This is a genomic window from Glycocaulis alkaliphilus (assembly GCF_004000605.1).
Lineage (GTDB): Bacteria > Pseudomonadota > Alphaproteobacteria > Caulobacterales > Maricaulaceae > Glycocaulis > Glycocaulis alkaliphilus.
This window is the reverse complement of sequence record NZ_CP018911.1, coordinates 1,284,358-1,302,789: the sequence shown is the minus strand read 5'-3', so window position 1 is coordinate 1,302,789 and position 18,432 is coordinate 1,284,358. Positions and strand designations below refer to the sequence as shown.

The 18,432-nt window shown below is 63.9% G+C and carries 20 protein-coding genes; 3 read left to right on the top strand and 17 right to left on the bottom strand.

Annotated features, from left to right (window positions below; all coding sequences use genetic code 11):
- Positions 1–87: 87 nt before the first annotated feature.
- From tatC to X907_RS06195, 8 genes are all read right to left on the bottom strand, one after another.
- Complete coding sequence (gene tatC / locus X907_RS06230; protein ID WP_127566293.1) at positions 88–906, bottom strand: twin-arginine translocase subunit TatC; 819 nt, start codon at positions 904–906, stop codon at positions 88–90.
- A gap of 3 nt (positions 907–909) precedes the next feature.
- A complete protein-coding gene (gene tatB, locus X907_RS06225; protein ID WP_127566291.1) occupies positions 910–1,320 on the bottom strand; it encodes a Sec-independent protein translocase protein TatB in 411 nt (136 codons plus the stop codon).
- 22 nt (positions 1,321–1,342) lie between these two features.
- On the bottom strand, positions 1,343–1,564 hold the full coding sequence (locus tag X907_RS06220; protein ID WP_127566289.1) for a twin-arginine translocase TatA/TatE family subunit: 222 nt from the start codon (positions 1,562–1,564) through the stop codon (positions 1,343–1,345).
- A gap of 437 nt (positions 1,565–2,001) precedes the next feature.
- Positions 2,002–2,727: an SMC-Scp complex subunit ScpB gene (gene scpB, locus X907_RS06215; RefSeq protein WP_127566288.1), complete on the bottom strand. Its 726-nt coding sequence runs from the start codon at positions 2,725–2,727 to the stop codon at positions 2,002–2,004.
- Entirely contained in the window at positions 2,724–3,530 is an 807-nt protein-coding gene (locus tag X907_RS06210; RefSeq protein WP_127566286.1) for a segregation and condensation protein A, read from the bottom strand. The genes scpB and X907_RS06210 overlap by 4 nt, the downstream gene beginning before the upstream one ends.
- Positions 3,527–4,561 (bottom strand): beta-N-acetylhexosaminidase, encoded by a 1,035-nt coding sequence (gene nagZ, locus X907_RS06205; RefSeq protein ID WP_127566284.1) that lies wholly within the window; start codon positions 4,559–4,561, stop codon positions 3,527–3,529. The genes X907_RS06210 and nagZ overlap by 4 nt, the downstream gene beginning before the upstream one ends.
- Complete coding sequence (locus X907_RS06200; RefSeq protein ID WP_127566282.1) at positions 4,558–5,376, bottom strand: SPOR domain-containing protein; 819 nt, start codon at positions 5,374–5,376, stop codon at positions 4,558–4,560. The genes nagZ and X907_RS06200 overlap by 4 nt, the downstream gene beginning before the upstream one ends.
- Before the next feature lie 110 nt (positions 5,377–5,486).
- The gene (locus X907_RS06195) at positions 5,487–6,668 is read right to left on the bottom strand and encodes a deoxyguanosinetriphosphate triphosphohydrolase (protein WP_373870273.1); all 1,182 of its coding nucleotides are present in this window, start codon (positions 6,666–6,668) and stop codon (positions 5,487–5,489) included.
- An 86-nt stretch (positions 6,669–6,754) separates the two neighbouring features.
- On the opposite strand from X907_RS06195, the gene erpA reads away from it, so the two are divergent.
- Both erpA and X907_RS06185 read left to right on the top strand, forming a co-directional pair.
- Entirely contained in the window at positions 6,755–7,084 is a 330-nt protein-coding gene (gene erpA, locus X907_RS06190; protein WP_127566278.1) for an iron-sulfur cluster insertion protein ErpA, read from the top strand.
- Positions 7,085–7,113: 29 nt separating this feature from the next.
- A complete protein-coding gene (locus tag X907_RS06185) occupies positions 7,114–7,785 on the top strand; it encodes a nitroreductase (protein WP_127566276.1) in 672 nt (223 codons plus the stop codon).
- A 290-nt stretch (positions 7,786–8,075) separates the two neighbouring features.
- Here X907_RS06185 and X907_RS06180 read toward each other — a convergent pair whose 3' ends face one another.
- A complete protein-coding gene (locus tag X907_RS06180; RefSeq protein ID WP_127566274.1) occupies positions 8,076–8,465 on the bottom strand; it encodes a hypothetical protein in 390 nt (129 codons plus the stop codon).
- A 52-nt stretch (positions 8,466–8,517) separates the two neighbouring features.
- Between X907_RS06180 and X907_RS06175 the strand changes: the two genes are divergently transcribed.
- Positions 8,518–9,312, top strand: coding sequence for an exodeoxyribonuclease III (locus X907_RS06175; protein WP_127566272.1), 795 nt, complete (start codon positions 8,518–8,520; stop codon positions 9,310–9,312).
- An 8-nt stretch (positions 9,313–9,320) separates the two neighbouring features.
- On the opposite strand, the gene astB is transcribed toward X907_RS06175, so the two are convergent.
- The 8 genes from astB to X907_RS06140 all read right to left on the bottom strand — a co-directional run bounded on the left by astB (position 9,321) and on the right by X907_RS06140 (position 18,412).
- A complete protein-coding gene (gene astB, locus X907_RS06170) occupies positions 9,321–10,664 on the bottom strand; it encodes an N-succinylarginine dihydrolase (RefSeq protein ID WP_373870274.1) in 1,344 nt (447 codons plus the stop codon).
- Positions 10,661–12,115, bottom strand: coding sequence for a succinylglutamate-semialdehyde dehydrogenase (gene astD, locus X907_RS06165; protein ID WP_127566268.1), 1,455 nt, complete (start codon positions 12,113–12,115; stop codon positions 10,661–10,663). Before astD ends, astB begins: the two co-directional genes overlap by 4 nt.
- Positions 12,112–13,122, bottom strand: coding sequence for an arginine N-succinyltransferase (locus X907_RS06160; RefSeq protein ID WP_127566266.1), 1,011 nt, complete (start codon positions 13,120–13,122; stop codon positions 12,112–12,114). The genes astD and X907_RS06160 overlap by 4 nt, the downstream gene beginning before the upstream one ends.
- 18 nt (positions 13,123–13,140) lie before the next feature.
- Positions 13,141–14,400, bottom strand: a complete 1,260-nt coding sequence (locus tag X907_RS06155; RefSeq protein WP_127566263.1) for a hydrolase — start codon at positions 14,398–14,400, stop codon at positions 13,141–13,143.
- 34 nt (positions 14,401–14,434) lie between these two features.
- Positions 14,435–15,727 carry a cystathionine gamma-synthase family protein gene (locus X907_RS06150; protein ID WP_127566261.1) on the bottom strand — a complete coding sequence of 431 codons (1,293 nt, stop codon included), beginning with the start codon at positions 15,725–15,727 and terminating at the stop codon, positions 14,435–14,437.
- A 261-nt stretch (positions 15,728–15,988) separates the two neighbouring features.
- Positions 15,989–16,261 (bottom strand): OmpA family protein, encoded by a 273-nt coding sequence (locus tag X907_RS14570; RefSeq protein ID WP_233352554.1) that lies wholly within the window; start codon positions 16,259–16,261, stop codon positions 15,989–15,991.
- The gene (locus X907_RS06145; RefSeq protein ID WP_233352553.1) at positions 16,239–17,048 is read right to left on the bottom strand and encodes an outer membrane protein; all 810 of its coding nucleotides are present in this window, start codon (positions 17,046–17,048) and stop codon (positions 16,239–16,241) included. The genes X907_RS14570 and X907_RS06145 overlap by 23 nt, the downstream gene beginning before the upstream one ends.
- A 155-nt stretch (positions 17,049–17,203) precedes the next feature.
- Positions 17,204–18,412: a CaiB/BaiF CoA transferase family protein gene (locus X907_RS06140; RefSeq protein WP_127566259.1), complete on the bottom strand. Its 1,209-nt coding sequence runs from the start codon at positions 18,410–18,412 to the stop codon at positions 17,204–17,206.
- Positions 18,413–18,432 lie beyond the last annotated feature (20 nt).

Genomic DNA, 18,432 nt, shown 5'->3' with positions numbered 1-18,432 from the left:
TTCGCTCACCCTCAGGATGAGGGGCGAATGAGCCTGTTTTCCCTCATCCTTTCGGACGCAGTGGCGCTCGAAGGATCAGGGAAAACCCTACCCCTCCAATTCCTTCGGCTCGACCATCTTCACCGCCAGGATGGAAAGCCCGTAAAGGCCGAACATGGCCGCGGCGAGGAAAATCTGGCTGATCGGGTCGGGCGGGGTGACAAAGCCGGCAAAGACGGCAATGCCGACCACCGCAAACTTCCAGAAGCGCACCAGCTGCCCCGAATTGACGATCCCCACCTTGCCCAGCAGGGAGAGCAGGACCGGCAGCTGGAAGGATATCCCGAACGCCAGAATGAGCGTGGTGACGAGATTTAGATATTCTGACACGCGCGGCAGGAGCTGGATGGCTGTGCGGCCCTCTTCCCCGGTCTGCTCCTGACCCAGCGCAAAGCCCATCACGAAGGGCAGGATGAAATAATAGACAAAGGCGATGCCGGCCGCGAACAGGACCGGCGAGGCAATCAGGAAGGGCGCAAAGGCAAGGCGCTCATTCTTGTAGAGGCCGGGGCGGACAAAGGCCCAGACCTGATAGGCAATCATCGGAAAGGCCACGATGATGGCGCCAAACAGAGCGAGCTTCAGCTTGACGAAGAAAAACTCCAGCGGGCCGGTAAAGATGAGCTGGAGCTGCAAATCTTCGCCGCGCACCTGACGCGCCGCCTCTTCAAACGGCACCAGCAGGATGTTGTAGATCCACTCGGCAAAGGCAAAGCAGAGCACGAAGGCCAGCGCCACCGCGCCCAGCACCCAGATCAGCCGGGTGCGCAGCTCGGTCAGATGCTCCATCAGCGGCGCGCGCGAGGCTTCCACCTCGTCATCCTGCGCACCAGCGGCACCGGCGTTTGACAGCTTCTCGCCTGACATGGCCTAGTCCTGCCTGCTCTGAGCGGGCGGGCTATCGGCTGCGGCTTCGGGACTGGTATCCAGCGGCAGCATCGCCTCATCACCCAGCGCAGGTTTGGCAGGCTTTACGGCGCGCGGATGCGGCTTGTCGAGGGCAGAGCGCTTCAGGTCGGCCTCGGCCGCACGCAATTCTTCGGTGACTTCGGAAACCGGATTGGCTTTCTTGAGCGCCTCGACTTCCTTTTTCAGCTCGGCCAGCTCCGCCTCGCGGCCCAGCTCGTCAAAACTGTTCTGGAAATCGCGCGCCATGGCCCGCATCTGGCCGATAAAACGCCCGGCCTTGCGCATCATCAGCGGCAGGTCTTTCGGCCCCACCACCACAAGGGCGAGGATCACAATGATGATAAGCTCGGCAGCGCCAAAGCCGGGATTCATGGAACTCTAGCTCCTGACGGGCTTAAGAGCCCGTGCGCTCGTCTTCGCGCGTCTCGGCAGAGATGCTGGCGGCGGGGCGCTCTTCGGCGGCGTCCTCGTCCTTGCTGTCATCTTTCAGCCCCTTGCGGAAGGCCGTGATGCCCTTGGCGAAATCACCCATCATCGCGGAAATCCGTCCGCGCCCGCCAAACAGGACGAGCACGAGAATGCCAACGATGACAAAAATGCTCCAATGCGGTCCCATATGCGCTCTCCGTGCGGGAATGCCGTTACGGCCACTGGCCTATACCCGTAGAGGATTATCGCGCAAGGGTCCAATGGCGGGTTCAGGTGGGGGGGCACACAAAGCTGTCATCCTCCGGCCTCTCCACCTCGTCATTCCGGCGAAAGCCGGAACCCAGCTTTTTGGTTCCGCAACGCATCCGCGTTGCGATGTTCCGCGAAAAAGTCGCGGGCGGGCTTTGCCCTTGCAGGCCGCTAAGCGGCCTGAAAAGCGCGACCGCGCGCCGGGCACTTTTGCCCGCAGCGACGCACGGATGTGCGGAGCACAAATAAACGACTGGGTTCCAGATAGCCCTTCGGGCTTCTGGAATGACGAGCTAGGGGACAGTTGTCCGGGACCTCGTGCAGGATGTGTGACGGTTTCCTCCGCCGCAAACGGGGGGAGACACCGGCCATCCCCTACTCCTCGCGCTCGTCCTCGGCGCCTTCGAGGAAGTCGAGATGGAAGTGGGCGCTGTCCTCATCGTCCAGCGGGTCTTCGTTGTCGGCCAGGCGCGCGGGGTCCGGAATGTCGAAATTGGCCGGCAGGCGCGAGGAGAGAAGCCCGGCGGCTTTCAGATCACCCAGCCCCGGCAGATCAGTGATCGCGGCCAGGCCGAAATATTCCAGGAAAGTGTCGGTCGTGCCAAAGGTAACCGGACGGCCGGGGCTGCGGCGGCGGCCGCGCAGGCGTATCCATTTCAGCTCGAACAGGAGATCGATCGTACCCTTGGAGACGGCAACGCCGCGTATCTCTTCGATCTCGGCGCGCGTGACCGGCTGGTGATAGGCGATGATGGAAAGCGTCTCCAAGGCGGCCTGGGAGAGCTTTTTCGGTTCCTCACGGATTTCCGCCAGCAAATGGGCAAGATCCGGCGCGGTTTCAAACCGCCAGCGCCCGCCCACCTCGCTCAACCGAACGCCCGCATCGGCATATTTCTCTTGCAGGGCAGCGATGGTGGCAGGAATATCGGTGCCCGCGGGCAGGCGCGCGGCCAGCGTTTCAGCGTCCAGCGGCTCGGACGCGGCAAACAAAAGCGCCTCGGCCATGCGTATCGCCTGCTGCGAGGGTTCGGCCAATGCAGCGGCTTGCGGGCCTTGCCGCGCACGCAGGCGGGCAATCGCTTCGGCAATCGGATCGCTCATGGGCGGCTCTCCTGCCCGCGCATCCAGATCGGGCCGTAGACCGCCTCCTGACGCAGCGCCGCCTCACCATCCTTGGTGATTTCCAGAGCCGCGAGAAGCGAAGATGCCATCAGCGACGCGGCAGGCGGCGCATCCGGCCCCAGCTCGTCCGCGCCCGGCAGCAGGCTGTCCAGCCGCTCCCACCCCGTCAGGCGCTTTGAGAGCAGGCTGAGGCGGGCGCGGGCTGCCTCCAGGCTGTAAACCTTGGGCTTTTCCGGCTCGTAGGTGGAGAAGGCAAACTTCTCGCGCGTACCGGCATAGGCTTTCAAGAGATCAAACAGGCTCGCTTCATATTGCGGCGCGCGGATGGAGCGCACGCCTTCGGGCGCGCCGCGCTCGAACACATCGCGCTTGAGCAGATGCCGGTCGTAAAGCGCTTCGCCGCCTGCGCGCATCGCATCAAGGCGCATCAGACGGAAGGCGAGCGCCGCCGCCATCATCTCCGGCTCCGGCTCATCGGTTTCCGGGCGCGGTTTGGGCAATAGCATGCGGGATTTGAGATAGGCGAGCCAGGCCGCCATGACGAGATATTCAGCCGCGATGTCCAGCCGCTTCTCGCGCGCCTCCTCGATGAAGACGAGATACTGCTCGGCCAGCGCCAGGATAGAGATTTTCGCCAGATCCACCTTGTTCTTGCGCGCCAGATGCAAGAGCAGGTGCAGCGGGCCTTCCCAGCCCTCAATATCGAGGATAAGCGCGCTACCGGCCTCGTCCGCATCGCGGACGGCCTCAAAGCGCACATCTTCCTCGAACAGATCACTCACGGCGCTGGCGCCTCCAGCCCGGCCTCGGCAAAGCAGCGCGCCATGGCATCGTGGGTGGCGGCGACGTCCAGCCCCTGGGCCGTGCCACGCGCCTCTTCTGCGGCCCTGGCCCGCTCCAGCGCCTTGCCGGAGAGCGTGATGGCGGCGTGGGCCACCTCCACCATCTCCGCGCGCTCACCATTGCAGTGCAGCAGCATGTCACAGCCCGCCTTGAGCGCCCGCTCGCCGCGCTGGCGCAGCGTTCCTGACAGCGCCTTCATGGAGAGATCATCGCTCATCAGCAGGCCGTCAAAGCCCATCTCGCCGCGAATGATCTGCGCGATCACATCCTTTGACAGGGTGGCGCAGTTCTCCGGGTCAATCGCGGTGTAGGTGACGTGGGCCGTCATCGCCATGGATGCAGCTTCAGCCACGCCCTTGAAGGCGGCGAAGTCCGTTTCGTGCAGGGTTTCGTGATCCTCGCGCACCACCGGCAACGCATAATGGCTGTCGGCATCGGCCCGGCCATGGCCGGGTATGTGCTTGATGACACCGGCCACGCCCTGATCCTTCAGGCCCGCCAGCGCGGCGCGCGCCATCTCGGCGACGGGGCCGGGTTCGGCGTGGAAGGCGCGGTCGCCGATGACCGCGTCTGCGCCGGGAATGGCAAGATCGACCACCGGCGCGCAATCGCAATCAATGCCCAGATCGCGCAGTTCCTGCGCCAGCAGGCGATGGTTCTGGCGCACGGCCTCCAGCGCCAGTTCCGGCTCGCGGTCCCACAGCTCGCCAAAGCGGGCGGCAGGCGGCGCGGCGCGCCAGAGCGGGGCTTTGAGGCGCTGCACACGCCCGCCCTCCTGATCGATGAAAATGGGCGCATCGCGGCCCACACAATCGCGCAGCTCGCCCATCAGCCGGATGATCTGCTTGGGCCGGTCGATATTGCGGGCAAAGACGATAAAGCCCCACGGGTCCGCATCGCGGAAGAAGGCTTTCTCCTCCGGCGTCAGGCTTTCACCCATCAGGCCATAGATTGCCGCCGTCACGCTCATCGGGCCGCCACCAGACAGTCCTGCCCGCGCGAGGAAAGCGTCTGGCAATAGCGCGAGGCGTCATCACGCGTTTCAAACGCGGCAATGCGCAGACGGTGATAAATGCCGCGCGCGCCCAGATTGGCCTCGACAATGGAGGGGCTGCGCCCTGAGGAGAGGTCCGGGAAGCGGGTCACGAAGGCAATCCACGCCTCTTCGGCCTCCTCGATCGTGCGGAAGGCGGCGATCTGCACCACGAAATTGCCGCTGGCGCTGGCAGCCGGCGGGGCCGGACGCGGCTGTTCGCGCTCGGGCTGGCGCTCTTCGGCCGGGCGCTGCTGTTCGGGCTGGCGTGTTTCCGGCGCAGGCGGTGTGTCCTCGACAACCGGCTCGCCCGGTTCAGGGGCTTCCTCACGCGGCAGGGCCAGCCGGTCGGAATCTTCGGTCTCAACGGTCAGGGCCGGACGCTCCGGCTGGACCACCGGCTCTTCCGGGCCGGGCCGGACAGCCGGATCAATCTCCACCGTCTCGACAGCGCCGCGCTCCCGCTCGCGCAGGGCATAGGCTTCAATGTCCTGGCCCGGTGTTTCAAACCCGCCCGGATCCTCCGGCGCGGTACGCCAAGGCTGGCTGTCAGCGGTAAGGATGGGCGCGGTATTGCGCTCGCGCACGCCCAGATTATACGCGCTCCAGACAACGCCGAGGAACAGCACCAGCACGATGGCGGCGGCCAGCAGCAGGATTGGCCCGCGCCGCCCCTGCCCGTCATCGCGGGCATCGAACGTGTCATAGGCGTCCGGATCGTAATCGGTCGAGTTTCGGTCCCGAGAGGGCATGGTTTTCCTGTTGACGGCGATGGGCGCGAATCAGTCCACGCGCCTCTGGTTAACAGAGTATCAAGATGCAGCCTGTCTTGCGCGGGTGCGGCGCGTAGCTTCCACAGGTTTCAGCGCCAGGCTTCCACATGGAAGAGCTGGCGATGTTGGTCGATCGCATAGCGGTCTGTCATCCCGGCAATGTAGTCGCACACCACACGCGCCGTCTCCGGGCTGCCAGGTGTGTCGGCCTGCCGGTGAAACTCGGTCGGCAGCAGGGCCGGATCATTCAGAAAAGCCTCAAACAGCTCCCTCACGATCCGCTTGCCCTTCTCCTTGGCGCGCTTGACCTTGTAGTGCAGATACATGTTTGCGTAGAGGAAGCGGCGCACGGCAGACAGCTGCACCAGCATGCTTTCCGAAAAGCTGACCACCGGATGGTCTAGCGCGCGCACCGCTTCGGGACTATCCACGCCCGAAGCCGCCAGCCGCGCGCGGGTTTCCTCCAGCACATCATTGACCATCAGGCCAATGAGGCGGCGGATCGCTTCGTGAATGGTCAGGCTGGTGCCGATGTCGGGATACTGGTCGCGCACGGCCCGGAACACATCGCCGACCAGCGGCAATTCCGTCACCTCATCGAGCTTCAAAATGCCTGCGCGCAATCCATCATCAATATCGTGGTTGTTATAGGCGATGTCGTCGGACAGGGCGGCAATCTGAGCCTCGACCGAGGAATGGGTGTGCAGCTCCAGCCCGCGCCAGTCCTCATAGGCGGTAAAGCCCCAGGGCAGCTTGGCCGGATCATCACCCTTTTTCATCAGCGGGCCATTATGCTTGACGACGCCCTCCAGCGTCTCCCAAGCCAGATTCAGCCCGTCAAACTCGGGATAGCGCCGCTCCAGCAGGGTGATAACGCGCAGCGTCTGGGCATTATGGTCAAACCCGCCAAAGCCCTTCATCGCATCGGCAAGCCCGTCCTCGCCCGAATGGCCAAAGGGCGGATGTCCCAGATCGTGGGCGAGCGCAGCCGCCTCCGCGAGGTCTTCATCCACCTGCAGGGCGCGCGCCAGCGTGCGCGCAATCTGGGAGACTTCGAGCGAATGGGTCAGGCGTGTGCGGAAATGATCGCCCTCGTGGGCGACGAAAACCTGTGTCTTCTCTTTAAGCCGCCGGAAGGCGGTGGAGTGGATGATGCGGTCCCGGTCGCGCTGGAAAGCCGAGCGTGTGGCGCTCTCGGCTTGGCGATGCAGCCGCCCGCGCGTTTTCGCCGGATCGCAGGCATAAGGCGCGCGCGTAAACACCATCAACATCACTCCTTCACGGGGCCAGCCCTTCCATCGGCGGCCCTCTACGTCCATATATCGGGTGTATTGCCAGTCGGGAACCGTAGAACGCCATGAGCGAAGCCCAGATCAGCCTGTCCGAGACAGCCGCCCGCCAGATCCTTCAGATCCTGAAAGGCCAGGACAAGCAATTCCTGCGCGTATCGGTCGTGGGCGGCGGGTGTTCGGGCTTTTCCTACCAGTTCGATCTGGAGAGCGAGCGCAGCGATGATGACCTTGCCATCGAGCGCGACGGTGCGACCGTGCTGGTCGACACGATGAGCGTGGATTTCCTCAAAGGGTCCGAGATCGACTATGTCGACGAGCTGATCGGCGCATCCTTCCGCATCCACAATCCCAATGCCACCGCTGCCTGCGGTTGCGGGACGAGCTTTTCAATCTGATTTCTCCATAACTTTCCGGGGGCTGAACCATGGATGTTATCGACGCTCTGAAGCGCCGCATTTCCACGCGCGCCTTTCTGGACACACCCGTCAGCGAGACTGAAATACGCGAGCTGCTGGACGCCGCGCGCTGGTCGGCCTCTGGCGGCAATCTCCAGCCCTGGCAGGTGTATGTCGTGGCCGGTGAAGCGCGCCAGCGCGTCATCGATGCGGTGCAGAAAAAGCTCTCCACCGACCCCTTCACCAACGAAGCTGCTTTCCCCGTCTATCCGGAAAGCCTGTGGGAGCCGTATCGCTCGCGCCGTTTTCAGGTCGGCGAGGACATGTATGAGCTTCTGGGCATACCGCGCGAGGACAAGGGCGCACGTCTGGCGCACCTGATGGCGAACTATGAATTTTTCGGTGCGCCGGTGGGCGTGTTCTTCTCGATTGATGAGCGGATGAACCCCAATCAGTGGGCGCATCTGGGCATGTTCATGATGAGCTTCTGCCTCGCCGCTGAAGCCAAAGGGCTCGCCACCTGCATGCAGGAAGCGTGGACGGTGCATGCAGGCACCGTGGCAAACGCGCTGGGCGTGGAGAAGCCCCAGATCGTCTATTGCGGGCTGGCGCTCGGCCATGCCGACAAGGACGCCAAAGTGAATCAGCTGCGCACACGGCGCGCCGAAGTGGATGAGTTTGCCAGCTTTGAGGGGTTTTAGGGCCAGTTTTTTTTGTTCCGCAGCGCATCCGCGCTGCGGTGTTCCGCGAATACCCGCCTGCGCGGGCACAGGCAGTCGCGGGCGCGCGTTCGCGCTTTTCAGGCCGCTAAGCGGCCTGCAAGGCCAAGGGCCGGCCGAGCGTGAGCGAGGTCCGCCTCCCTCGGGTTTCCTCCCCCGTTTACGGGGGAGGTGTCGAGCGTCAGCGAGACGGAGGGGGGAACTTTTGTGGAATCCCCCCTCGGCTCTTCGAGCCACTCCCCCCGTAAACGGGGGGAGAAAACGGTTGCCCCCTACACCCCGCACGTAAACTCTCCCTCGCAGAAGGCGGAAATCGCCCACATATAGCCGAGCAGCAGGGCCGCCCAGATCAGCGGCGGCAGGAAGACCCACGCCACGCCTGCGCCGGGCCTGCGCGTCCAGAACACGATCCAGCCAATGAGAAGCCCTGCCCCGGCGACGAACGGCCCGGCGAGCAGGAAATAGAGGACCACCCGCATGAGATCGCGGTCCGCACCGCTTTCCACCGCGCCGGAAAACGCCATCATCGAGACGCCCCATGTCGCCGCGCCGAACAGCGCCACCGCCGCTGCAGCCAGACTTGCCAGCAAGAGGGTGAGAACTGCTAGAAAGGTGATGCGCCGCTCTCGGCGCGGTGCATCCTTGCGCGGGTCTGGGTTCATGTCCGGCCCCGTTCAGCCCGAATAATCACTCCCCCGCCGAAGGCACACTAGCATGACTCTCTCCATCGCGACCTGGAATGTGAACTCCATCAAGGCGCGCCTGCCCAACGTGCTGGAATGGCTGGGCGAGGCAAAGCCGGACATTGCCTGCCTGCAGGAGATCAAATGTCAGGATGAGGGCTTCCCGCGCGAGGAGATCGAGCGGCTGGGCTACAATATCGAGACGGTGGGCCAGAAGAGCTATAACGGCGTCGCCCTGCTTTCGCGCTTTCCTATCGAGGAAGTGGCCGAGCGCGCCCTGCCCGGCGGCAATGGCGAGGAAGAACAGGCCCGCTATATCGAGGTGGTGATCAGCGCACCGGGTGGCCCGGTGCGCGTGGCGAGCATCTACCTGCCCAATGGCAATCCGGCTCCGGGGCCGAAATACGATTACAAGCTGGAATGGATGGCGCGCCTGCACGCGCATGCCGCGAAACTCCTGGCCTATGAAGAACCGCTGGTTCTCGCTGGCGACTACAACGTCATCCCGCGCGATGCCGATGTGCATGACCCGGCCGCGTGGGAGGGCGATGCCCTGACCCTCCCCGCCAGCCGCGATGCCTTCTTCGCGCTGCAATGGCTGGGCCTTACCGAAGCCTTCCAGCATCTCGATGGCCGCGCGCACCAGTACACATTCTGGGACTATCAGGCCGGTGCGTGGCAGAAGAATAACGGCATCCGCATCGACCATCTCCTGTGCTCGCCGCAGGCCGCTGACCGCCTGAAATCCATCGAGATTCACAAGGATGTGCGGGGCAAGGAAAAAGCCTCCGACCACGTACCCGTGGTCGGGACTTTTGATCTCTAGCTGCCTGTCTAGGCCCGCTGAAACTCGTAGAAATCGCTGCCCAGACCCATGATGCGCGTCAGCGCATCCAGCGCCGCGCGGCTTTCATCCACCAGCGCGGGATCAGCCAGCTCGGTCAGGCTCAGGCTCTCGCGGTAATGGGTCTTGGCCCAGTCGGTCAGCGCGGCAAACAGCCGGTCATCCAGCATCACACCCGGATTAACCGCCTTCAGCTCAGCCGGTGTCAGCACCACGCGCAGACGCAGACAGGCAGGCCCGCCACCATTCCTCATGGACTGGCGCACATCGGCATAGTCCACGCGTCCTATCGGGCCATTGCCTGCCACCATGCGCTCGCAATAGGCGCGCGTTGAGGCGGTCTCTTGCGTCTCTTTGGGGGCCAGCAACACCATGCGGTCTTCGCCCGGCCAGTCGAGGAGCTGGGAGTTGAAGATATAGCTGGTGATGGCGTCCTCTATCGCCACCTCGTCCTGCGCCACCTCCACAAAGACCGGATCAAACAGGCCCTTGGCCGCCGCGCGGATGGCATCGAGCGTCGCCTCAGTGTCCTCAAAGGCCAGCTCGTGGAAGAACAGAACCCGGCCATTGCCGACGCACACCACATCATTGTGGAAGGCGCCCGCCTCAATGGCGGCGCGTGACTGGCACACGATGACGGTGCGTTCAGGATCCAACCCATGGCGGCGGGCAATCGCCTCACAGGCCTGCTTGGTCTGACGGGCGGGAAAGCGCGCCTGCCAGCTTTCAAAGGCGTCGCGCCCATAGACGAGGATTTCCACGCCCGGCGCGCCATGCTCGGCGCACAGGCGCACATGGTTGGCCGCGCCCTCATCGCCCCACGTCCCTTGCATCGGCAGCGGATCGTGGACGGCAAACCGGCTGTCATCGGGGAAGATGGCGCGCAAGGCCCGCGCCGTCTGCGGCCCCTCTATGGAGCGGTGCAGGGTGGAGAGAAGATTGGCCGCGCTCATATGCAGGCGGCCATCGGCCGTGTCTGGGCTGGGCGAGACCGTGGCCGCATTGGCCGCCCACATCGGGCTGGCCGAGGCCATGTTACGCGCCAGCACCGGCGCGCGGCGGAAGGCACTCTCCCAGACTTGGGCGTCGCTGCCAGTAAAGCCGAGCGCGCGAAGGCCGGGGATGAAAGGGCGCTCGTGCGGCGGCAGAAAGCCCTGCACCAGCCCTGCATCGGCAAGGCGTTTCGCCTTGGCCAGCCCCTCCAGCACACCGGCGCGCGGAGCGGCAATATTGCCCGCATTCTTCGCGCTGGCGAGATTGCCTTCCGCAAGCCCTGCATAATTATGCGTCGGGCCGACCAGCCCGTCGAAATTGGCTTCGATAGCGCTCATCAGATGCCTTTCACCGGCAGGGAGCCAAGCTCAGGTGCGGCCTGTGTCGCGACCGGATAGGCGCAGTAATCCGCCGCGTAATACGCGCTGGGGCGCAGATTGCCCGACTGGCCCGGCCCGCCAAACGGCATGGACGAGGCCGCCCCCGTGGTCGGCCGGTTCCAGTTGACGATACCGGCGCGCGAACCTGCCCAGAAGCGCTTCCACAACGCCTCATCATCACTGACGAGACCCGCGGCAAGGCCATAGGCGGTGTTGTTGGCCTCTTTGAGCGCATCCTCAAAGCTCGTGGCCCGGCGCACCTGCAATAGCGGGCCGAAGACCTCGTGATCGGGCGTTTCAAGGCCGGTCACGTCAATCAAGGACGGGCTGACAAAGGCGGGGCCAGCGTCCAGCCGCTTTGCTTCCAGCAGCAGTTTGCCGCCGAGCGAAGCCAGATCAGCTTGCGCCTTGATGACGGCCTCGGCAGCGTGCGGCGTCACCAGCGGCCCCATGAAGGGCTCAGGATTGGTGTTCCACGCCCCGATGGTCAGGCGCGCGGCCATGTCCGCAACCGCGCTGATCACCGCATCACCGGCTGCGCCCTCCGGCACAATAAGCCTGCGCGCGCACGAGCAGCGCTGACCGGCGCTTATGTAAGCCGACAGGATGGCGATACGCGCAGCGGCATCTGCGTCCTTCGCATCCCACACCACCAGCGGGTTATTGCCGCCCATTTCCAGCGCGAGCTGGATGCCGGTGCGCCCTGCAAACGTCTTGTGGATGAAGGCGCCGGTCGTCCATGAGCCGGTAAAGAGCACGCCGTCGAGCTCCACATCGTCCAGCGCCGCCGCGCCAGTCTCGCGCGCGCCCTGCACCAGATTGAGCACGCCCTTCGGCAGGCCCGCCTCTTCCCAGCATTCCACCATCAGCGCAGCCGTAGCGGGCGTCAGCTCGGAGGGTTTGAAGACCAGCGTATTGCCCGCCAGCAGGGCCGGCACGATATGGCCGTTCGGCAGATGGCCGGGGAAGTTGTACGGGCCCAGCACGAACAACACGCCCAGCGGCTTGTGGTCCAGCACAGCCTCGCCAAAGTCGGACGCTTCCACGCGCCGCCCTGCCCGCTCCTCGCGTGCCTTGATCGAAATGGCGATCTTGCCGGCCATCGCCCCCGCCTCGCCTTGCGCTTCCCACAAAGGCTTGCCCGTCTCGCGCGAGATCAGCTCGGCGAAGGCTTCCTTGCGTTCAACCAGGATGGCGCCGAACCGCTCCACAATGGCGCGGCGGGTCTCGAAATCTGTCAGCGCCCAGTCAGGAAATGCCGCGCGGGCCGCAGCAAAGGCCGCGCGCACATCGGGTGGGCTGGCGGCATTGCCGCTCCACACCGTCTCACCGCTTGCCGGATCGAGAGAGGCAAAGGCTTCGCCTGCGCCCTTGCGCCATCCACCATCGATAAAGAGGCTGTTGCCGCTCATGTATTCACCCATACTCTTGCTGTGTTCCCATCGCTCAGATCGAGCGCGCGCCGCACGTCATCATCCAGCGCAACCGTGTTCTCGCTGACGCGGACCTCGCACCTGACGAGACGGAAATCGTTCATGCGGTCGGTGGAGACCATCGCCTCGACCGTCTCGCCGCCTGCCGAGCCGACGGTCAGCACGCGGCTTTCGCGCACCGTGCGGACACGCTCGACCGGGCAGTCCACCAGCGGTCCGCCATCGAAAATATCGACATAGCGGTGATACTCGAACCCTTCCCACTCCAGCAGCCGCTTTGCGTTCACGCCGTGCGGATGGGTCTTGCCCATCACCTCGCGCACGCCGGAAGGCAGATGATCCAGATAGATCGGGTGGGTCGGCATGAGATCGAGAATGAACTGGTTATCGGTGGAGGCGCTCATCCGGTCGGCCTCGTCAAACGTCATGCGGAAAAAGGGCCGGGTGACATGGTTGTAGAAGACCGACTCGCCTGCCTCATCGACCACGCCGCGCAATTCTGCCACCACGCGCTCGCCAAAACGCGAGCGGTCTGCGCCGATCAGCAGATAGCGTGACTGCGCCATCAGCCGCCCTGCCCCGCGTCCGCGCGCGGCGTCCGACACGAAGAGCGAGCCAACTTCGCTGCAGCCAGCAAAATCATTGACCAGCATCATCGCTTCCATGTCGAAGCGCTGGCCCGCCTCCTTGGAGGCTTGCGCGAAGGTCATGATCTTGAAGTCGAAATACGGCTTCTTGATCCCCACCGCGGCTTTGACCGCCGCCGTACCCAGCACCTTACCGCTCTCGGTGTCCTCCAGCATGAGCTGATAGGCCGCGTCGGAGCGGTCCGGGATTTTCCCGGCAAACGCCTGTTCGGACTTCTCCAGCTTTTCAGCCAGCGCATCGGCGCTGACCGCCAAGCTGGTGAAGCCTGTGCCCGCTGAAGCGGCCAGAGCGGTAAAGGATGAATGATCCGCGCTACGCGCCGAACGCACCATCAGCATGGCGGCAATTTCCTGTTTCTATAGAGCGCGGGCGAGTGCGCGTGCCTCGCGGGCATCGAACTCGCCTTTGGCAAATTTCATCAGCATGACAGCAGAAAGCTTCGCTTTTTCGGTGAAGCTGGAGATTTTGGCGATCTCCCGGTCTGAATGGATGTCGGCGCCGCGTACGCCCAGCGTATCCACATTCGGACAGCCCGACGCCCACAGATTATTGCCCTCGCAGACGCCGCCCGTCGGGTTCCACTTCAGATCGAGGCCAATGGTGCGGCCCGCCTCACGCGTCCATTCAAACATGCGCAGGTTTGCCGGTGTCATCGGCTTGGGCGGGCGGGTAAACCCGCCATGCAGATCAGCCATGATGCCGTCGCGGGTGTTGATCTCCGCCACCGCCTTCTCGAGCCCGGCCAGAACCCAGCGCGCATCCTCCTCGTCGCCCACGCGCACATTGAAGCGCACGACGGCCACATCCGGCACCACGTTGGGCGCGCCGCCGCCATCAATGCGCGAGACATTGATCGTCACCGCTTCGCGCTGGCCGTTGAGCCCGTCTATCGCCTTGGCGAAGGCCGCCCCGGCCACGATGGCGTTGCGGCCCAGATGATGCTCGCGCCCCGCATGCGCCGCCCTGCCCTTCACCCGCAGGGAGAAATTGCCCGAGCCTTTGCGCGCGCCCGCCAGCGAGCCATCAGCCAGTGCAGGCTCATACGTCATGCCGACATGAGCCTTGGCGCCCAGCTCCGCCAGCACGGGCCCGGAGCCGAGCGAGCCGATTTCCTCATCCGGGCTGATGAGAACGTCATAGCCCAGATCCTTCGCCCACGGGCTGCGCTCTAGCGCCAGCAGGCCGTGCAGCATGACCAGAAGCCCGCCCTTCATATCCGCCACGCCAGGGCCATTGAGGGTGTCGCTGTCCACATCCCGGCAGGTCTGGAAGGGGTGATCGGCGGCAAAAACCGTGTCCGAATGGCCGGTCAGCACTACGCGCACCGGGGCATCGGGCCGCGCGGAGACTTTCAGCGCGGGCGTGTACTCAACCGGCCTGATCTCGCCGTCGGGCGTGACGGTTTCAGACGGCGCCAGCTCCACGGTCTCCATACGGGCATCGAGCCGTGAGAACGCGTCCTTCAGCTCGGCCTGCATCGCCTCCAGCCCTGCCGCATTGCGGCTGCCGGAATTGATGTCAGACCAGCGCCGGACGGAGGCGATCATGGAATCGCCCTCACCGTCTATCCAGCCGAGGACGGATTTCTCATCTGCCGATAAGGTAAGCGCGCTCATGGAAGACCACCTGCAATGCTGCTGCCAGCGACGATCAGACGTGTGAGAGCGCCTGCTCGAGATCGGCGATCAGATCATCCGGGTGCTCGATGCCGATGGATACCCGTACCATGCCGGCCGAAAATTTCAGGCGCTCACGCAGGGCCGGATCGACACCTGAATGCGTGGTGGAGCCGGGATGGCAGATAAGTGTCTCGGTGCCGCCAAGGCTGACCGCCAGCTTGATGACTTTCAGCGCATTGAGCATGCGGAAAGCCCCTTCCTGCCCGTCCGTAACGTCGAAGGCGAAGGTGGAGCCATAATACTCGCCCGACTGGCGGTGGTGTACGGTGTGATCGCGCGAACCAGGCTCCAGGAAGCCGAGATAGCGCACCTTCTCCACTTTCGGGTGATCTTTCAGATAGGCAGCGACCTTTGCCGCACCATCAAACGCCGCCTGCATGCGCAGGCTGACCGTCTCCAGCGAGCGCGCGAGCATCCAGCACGTGTTTGGATCGAGATTGGTGCCGATAGCCGAACGCAGCTTGCGCACCGGTGCCATCACCTCGCTGGAACCCATCGCTGCACCCCCGATCAGATCGGAATGCCCGCCAATATATTTCGTCAGGGAGTAGACAACGAGGTCTGCGCCATGCGCCAGCGGCGACTGGCCGATAGGGCCAAGCACCGTGTTATCGACGACCACGACCGGGCGGTGGCCCTGCCGCTTGCCGATCTCGTCAGCCAGCGTCTTCATCAGCGCCAGATCGACAATTTCGTTCGTCGGGTTGGTCGGCGTCTCGGTGTAGATCATCGACACGCGCCCGCGCTTCATTGCGGCCTCGGCCTGCGCGCGGATTTCGTCGTCGGGCGCGCCCGCAACGAAATCCTCCATCGCGATACCGTAATTGGGCATGATATTGCGGATCAGCGTCTCGGTACCGCCATAGAGCGGGGTGGACTGCAAGACCACATCGCCGGACCTGGCAAAGGCCAGCAGCACAGTGGAGATCGCGCCCATGCCGGAGGAGAAGACACACGCCTCCTCGGCGCCATCAAAAAGGGTCAGCCGGTCTTCGAGCACTTCCACATTGGGATTGTTGAAACGCGAATACATGAGGCCCGGCGCCGCCGGATCGCCGTCCACGGCCCGGCCGCCCATCACACGGAAGAAGGCAGCACCCTCCTCCGCACTGGAGAATACGAAGGTGGAGGTCTGGAAGATGGGCGGCTTGATCGCCCCCTCAGAGAGTTTGGCATCGAACCCGTAGCTCATCATCAGGGTTTCCGGCCGCAAAGGCCGGTTGCCGAGAGCGCGCTTGCGATAGGGGGTTTCGGGTTTGCTCATCTGAACGCCTTTTTCAAAATCGGTTCGGGTCATGTGGTGGCGCTATGGCGCACAGGAGGCAGAGGCCCTGCTCCATCATGACCGTGATACCCCTGTCTTGCGCCGTGGCGGCAGGCGGGTCAACCCGCCGCAAGTGCGCTGCGCCAGCGCAGCACAAGGCCTAGCGCCCGGACCACACAAACCCCGGGCCATACAAAGAAGAACGGCCCGGTGCATGAGCACCGGGCCGTCCGTCAGTCGTTCAGACTATGGAACTTGCGACTAGCGCAGGTCCATCCGCACTTCCGCGCGACGGTTGAGCGGCTCGCGCACACCATCACGGGTTTGAACGGCCAGTTGGGTCTGACCAAACGCGTTCAGAGAGATCGAACCCGTCGGGACGCCCAGACGAACCATCTCGTCACGAACCGCGCGGGCGCGGCGCTCGGAGAGGCCCTGGTTGTAGGTGGCCGAACCGGACGTGTCGGTGTGACCGTCGATCTGGACGCTGGCCACGCCGCAGTTGCGGGCGTTATTGACAGCGTTGTTGACCACTTGACGGGCTTGATCCGTCAGGTTGGCGCGATCCCACTCGAAGTACACCACGAACTGCGCGTCTTCGCATGCCGGCGGAGGCGGCGGGGGCGGAGGCGGCGGCGGAGGCGGCGGGGCGGAGGCGGCGGGGCGGCGGGGCTACCGCAGCCGGAGCCGCAAACACGTAACGCAGACCGGCCCATGCTTCGTGCCCGCGCAGAGCGTTCACGCTGACATTGTACGGGGTGTCGTAGTTGGTGCGGCCATAACCGAAGTAACGATACTCGACGTCGAGCATCAGGTTCTGGGTCAGGCTGAACGCAACACCAGCAAGAGCGTGGTAAGCGAACGACTGATCGTTGTCACGAACCGTGAACGGAACGTTCGTCGAAAGCAGGCCAGCGCCCGAGAAGTAGGAGTCCACAATACCGGCGCCAGCGCCGACATACGGACGAGCCCAACCACCCTGGTTGAATTCATAGATACCCGTCAGCATTACCGACCAGGCATGAACGCTGCTGGCGCTTTGCGGCAGATTGCCGATGGCGCCAGTGTTGTTGTAGCGGTGTGCCAGTTCAAGGTCGGCACGGAAGCCGCCATCAAACTGGTAGCCCAGAGCCAGAGCCTCGCGGACACTGCTCTTGCCGCTGATGCGACGGACGGGCAGTTGAATGCCGCTGACGTCAGAATCGCCAGGAGCACCGTAACCAAGAGCGCCGCGGACGTACCAACCTTCCTGGGCCGCCGCTACGGACGGCAGAGCAAGAAAGGCACCGACAGCAGCAGCTGTAAGAAGCCGTTTTTTCATAATTCCCCCTCCGGACGCGGAATACGTCCTTCGTTGAGCGTGGTGTACAAAGCGCCGTTTGGACGCACGAAACAGCCGGAGCCCGGCGCTTCTGCTACTGGAGTAGCGGATTTCTTACGCAGATGCCAGAGCTTCCGTTCCAAAAAGAATACCGCTCAGGCGAGTATTCCCAGTTCTTTCAGCCGCTCCACATCATTTTGCGACAGTCCGAGGCGTTCTTGCAACACCTCGGCGGTGTGCTCGGCGAATCGTGGCGGCGCCTTGCTGTAGCGGGGCGGCGTTTGCGACAGGCGCATGGGATTGGCCACCAGCGTCGCGGGCCCTGACCCGGACACTTCCATACCGAATGTCAGCTCCCGGGCCACTGCTTGTGGTTCGGAAAACACACCATCAAGGCCTTGAATGGGGCCGCAGGGAATGCCTGCGGCGTCCAGCTCCGCCCGCCATTCATCACTGGCACGGCGGCGCATGATGCTGGCTATCTCGCCACACAGCTCTTCGCGATACTCAACCCGCGCCGAATTGCGCGCATACCGCGGATCATCGGCCCATTCGGGACGCCCCAGCACAGCCGCAAAGGCGCGGAACTGACGATCGGCTCCAACAGCAACGGCAATCCGCCCGTCCGCAGTAGGAAAATCCTGATACGGAACGATATTGGGGTGCCGGTTACCCATGCGGCCAGGCACCTTGCCGCCAACGAGGAAATTGCAGGCCTGGTTCGCCAGCATGGCTGCCTGCACATCGAAAAGCGCCATGTCGATATACTGTCCGCCCTTGCCCTGATCGCGCGCCACAAGCGCTGCCAGTATCGCGCCAGCGGCGTACACGCCGGTGAAGAGATCGACGATTGGAACCCCCACCTTCACCGGCGCATCCTCGCCGGTGACGCTCATCAGGCCGCCCATTGCCTGAATGAGGAAATCATACCCCGGCAAATGCGCATTCGGCCCCGTCTGCCCGAACCCGGTTACTGAGCAATACACAATAGAGGGGCTCTCCTTTTTCAAGGAGTCATAGTCCAGACCGAAGCGCTTCAGGCCGCCCGTCTTGTAATTCTCAATGACCACATCGCTTTGTGCAGCCAGCTTGCGGATGATCGCCTGGCCTTCGGGATCGCGCAGATTGACCGCGATTGAGCGCTTGTTCCGGTTGGCACAGAGATAGTAGGCCGCATCGCCCTGCCCGCCGCCCTCGCCGGGCATGAAGGGCGGGCCCCATCCGCGCGTATCATCGCCCCCGTCAGGGTTCTCCACCTTGATGACGTCGGCGCCAAGATCGCCCAGTATCTGGGCACACCACGGTCCCGCCAGCACACGCGAGAGGTCAAGAACCTTGATGTGGGACAACGCACCATCAGACATATCGCTATTATTTCCTTATC

Bases quoted from the DNA above. Each gene is read 5' to 3' on its own strand.
- erpA (WP_127566278.1), top strand. From the start codon at position 6,755: ATGAGCGAAGCCCAGATCAGCCTGTCCGAGACAGCCGCCCGCCAGATC.
- X907_RS06150 (WP_127566261.1), bottom strand. From the start codon at position 15,727: ATGAGCAAACCCGAAACCCCCTATCGCAAGCGCGCTCTCGGCAACCGG.
- tatB (WP_127566291.1), bottom strand. From the start codon at position 1,320: ATGAATCCCGGCTTTGGCGCTGCCGAGCTTATCATCATTGTGATCCTC.
- X907_RS06200 (WP_127566282.1), bottom strand. From the start codon at position 5,376: ATGCCCTCTCGGGACCGAAACTCGACCGATTACGATCCGGACGCCTAT.
- tatC (WP_127566293.1), bottom strand. From the start codon at position 906: ATGTCAGGCGAGAAGCTGTCAAACGCCGGTGCCGCTGGTGCGCAGGAT.
- X907_RS06145 (WP_233352553.1), bottom strand. From the start codon at position 17,048: ATGAAAAAACGGCTTCTTACAGCTGCTGCTGTCGGTGCCTTTCTTGCT.
- scpB (WP_127566288.1), bottom strand. From the start codon at position 2,727: ATGAGCGATCCGATTGCCGAAGCGATTGCCCGCCTGCGTGCGCGGCAA.
- X907_RS06160 (WP_127566266.1), bottom strand. From the start codon at position 13,122: ATGCTGATGGTGCGTTCGGCGCGTAGCGCGGATCATTCATCCTTTACC.
- astD (WP_127566268.1), bottom strand. From the start codon at position 12,115: ATGAGCGGCAACAGCCTCTTTATCGATGGTGGATGGCGCAAGGGCGCA.
- X907_RS06140 (WP_127566259.1), bottom strand. From the start codon at position 18,412: ATGTCTGATGGTGCGTTGTCCCACATCAAGGTTCTTGACCTCTCGCGT.
- nagZ (WP_127566284.1), bottom strand. From the start codon at position 4,561: ATGAGCGTGACGGCGGCAATCTATGGCCTGATGGGTGAAAGCCTGACG.
- X907_RS06195 (WP_373870273.1), bottom strand. From the start codon at position 6,668: ATGTTGATGGTGTTTACGCGCGCGCCTTATGCCTGCGATCCGGCGAAA.
- X907_RS06185 (WP_127566276.1), top strand. From the start codon at position 7,114: ATGGATGTTATCGACGCTCTGAAGCGCCGCATTTCCACGCGCGCCTTT.
- X907_RS06175 (WP_127566272.1), top strand. From the start codon at position 8,518: ATGACTCTCTCCATCGCGACCTGGAATGTGAACTCCATCAAGGCGCGC.
- X907_RS06220 (WP_127566289.1), bottom strand. From the start codon at position 1,564: ATGGGACCGCATTGGAGCATTTTTGTCATCGTTGGCATTCTCGTGCTC.
- X907_RS06180 (WP_127566274.1), bottom strand. From the start codon at position 8,465: ATGAACCCAGACCCGCGCAAGGATGCACCGCGCCGAGAGCGGCGCATC.
- X907_RS06155 (WP_127566263.1), bottom strand. From the start codon at position 14,400: ATGAGCGCGCTTACCTTATCGGCAGATGAGAAATCCGTCCTCGGCTGG.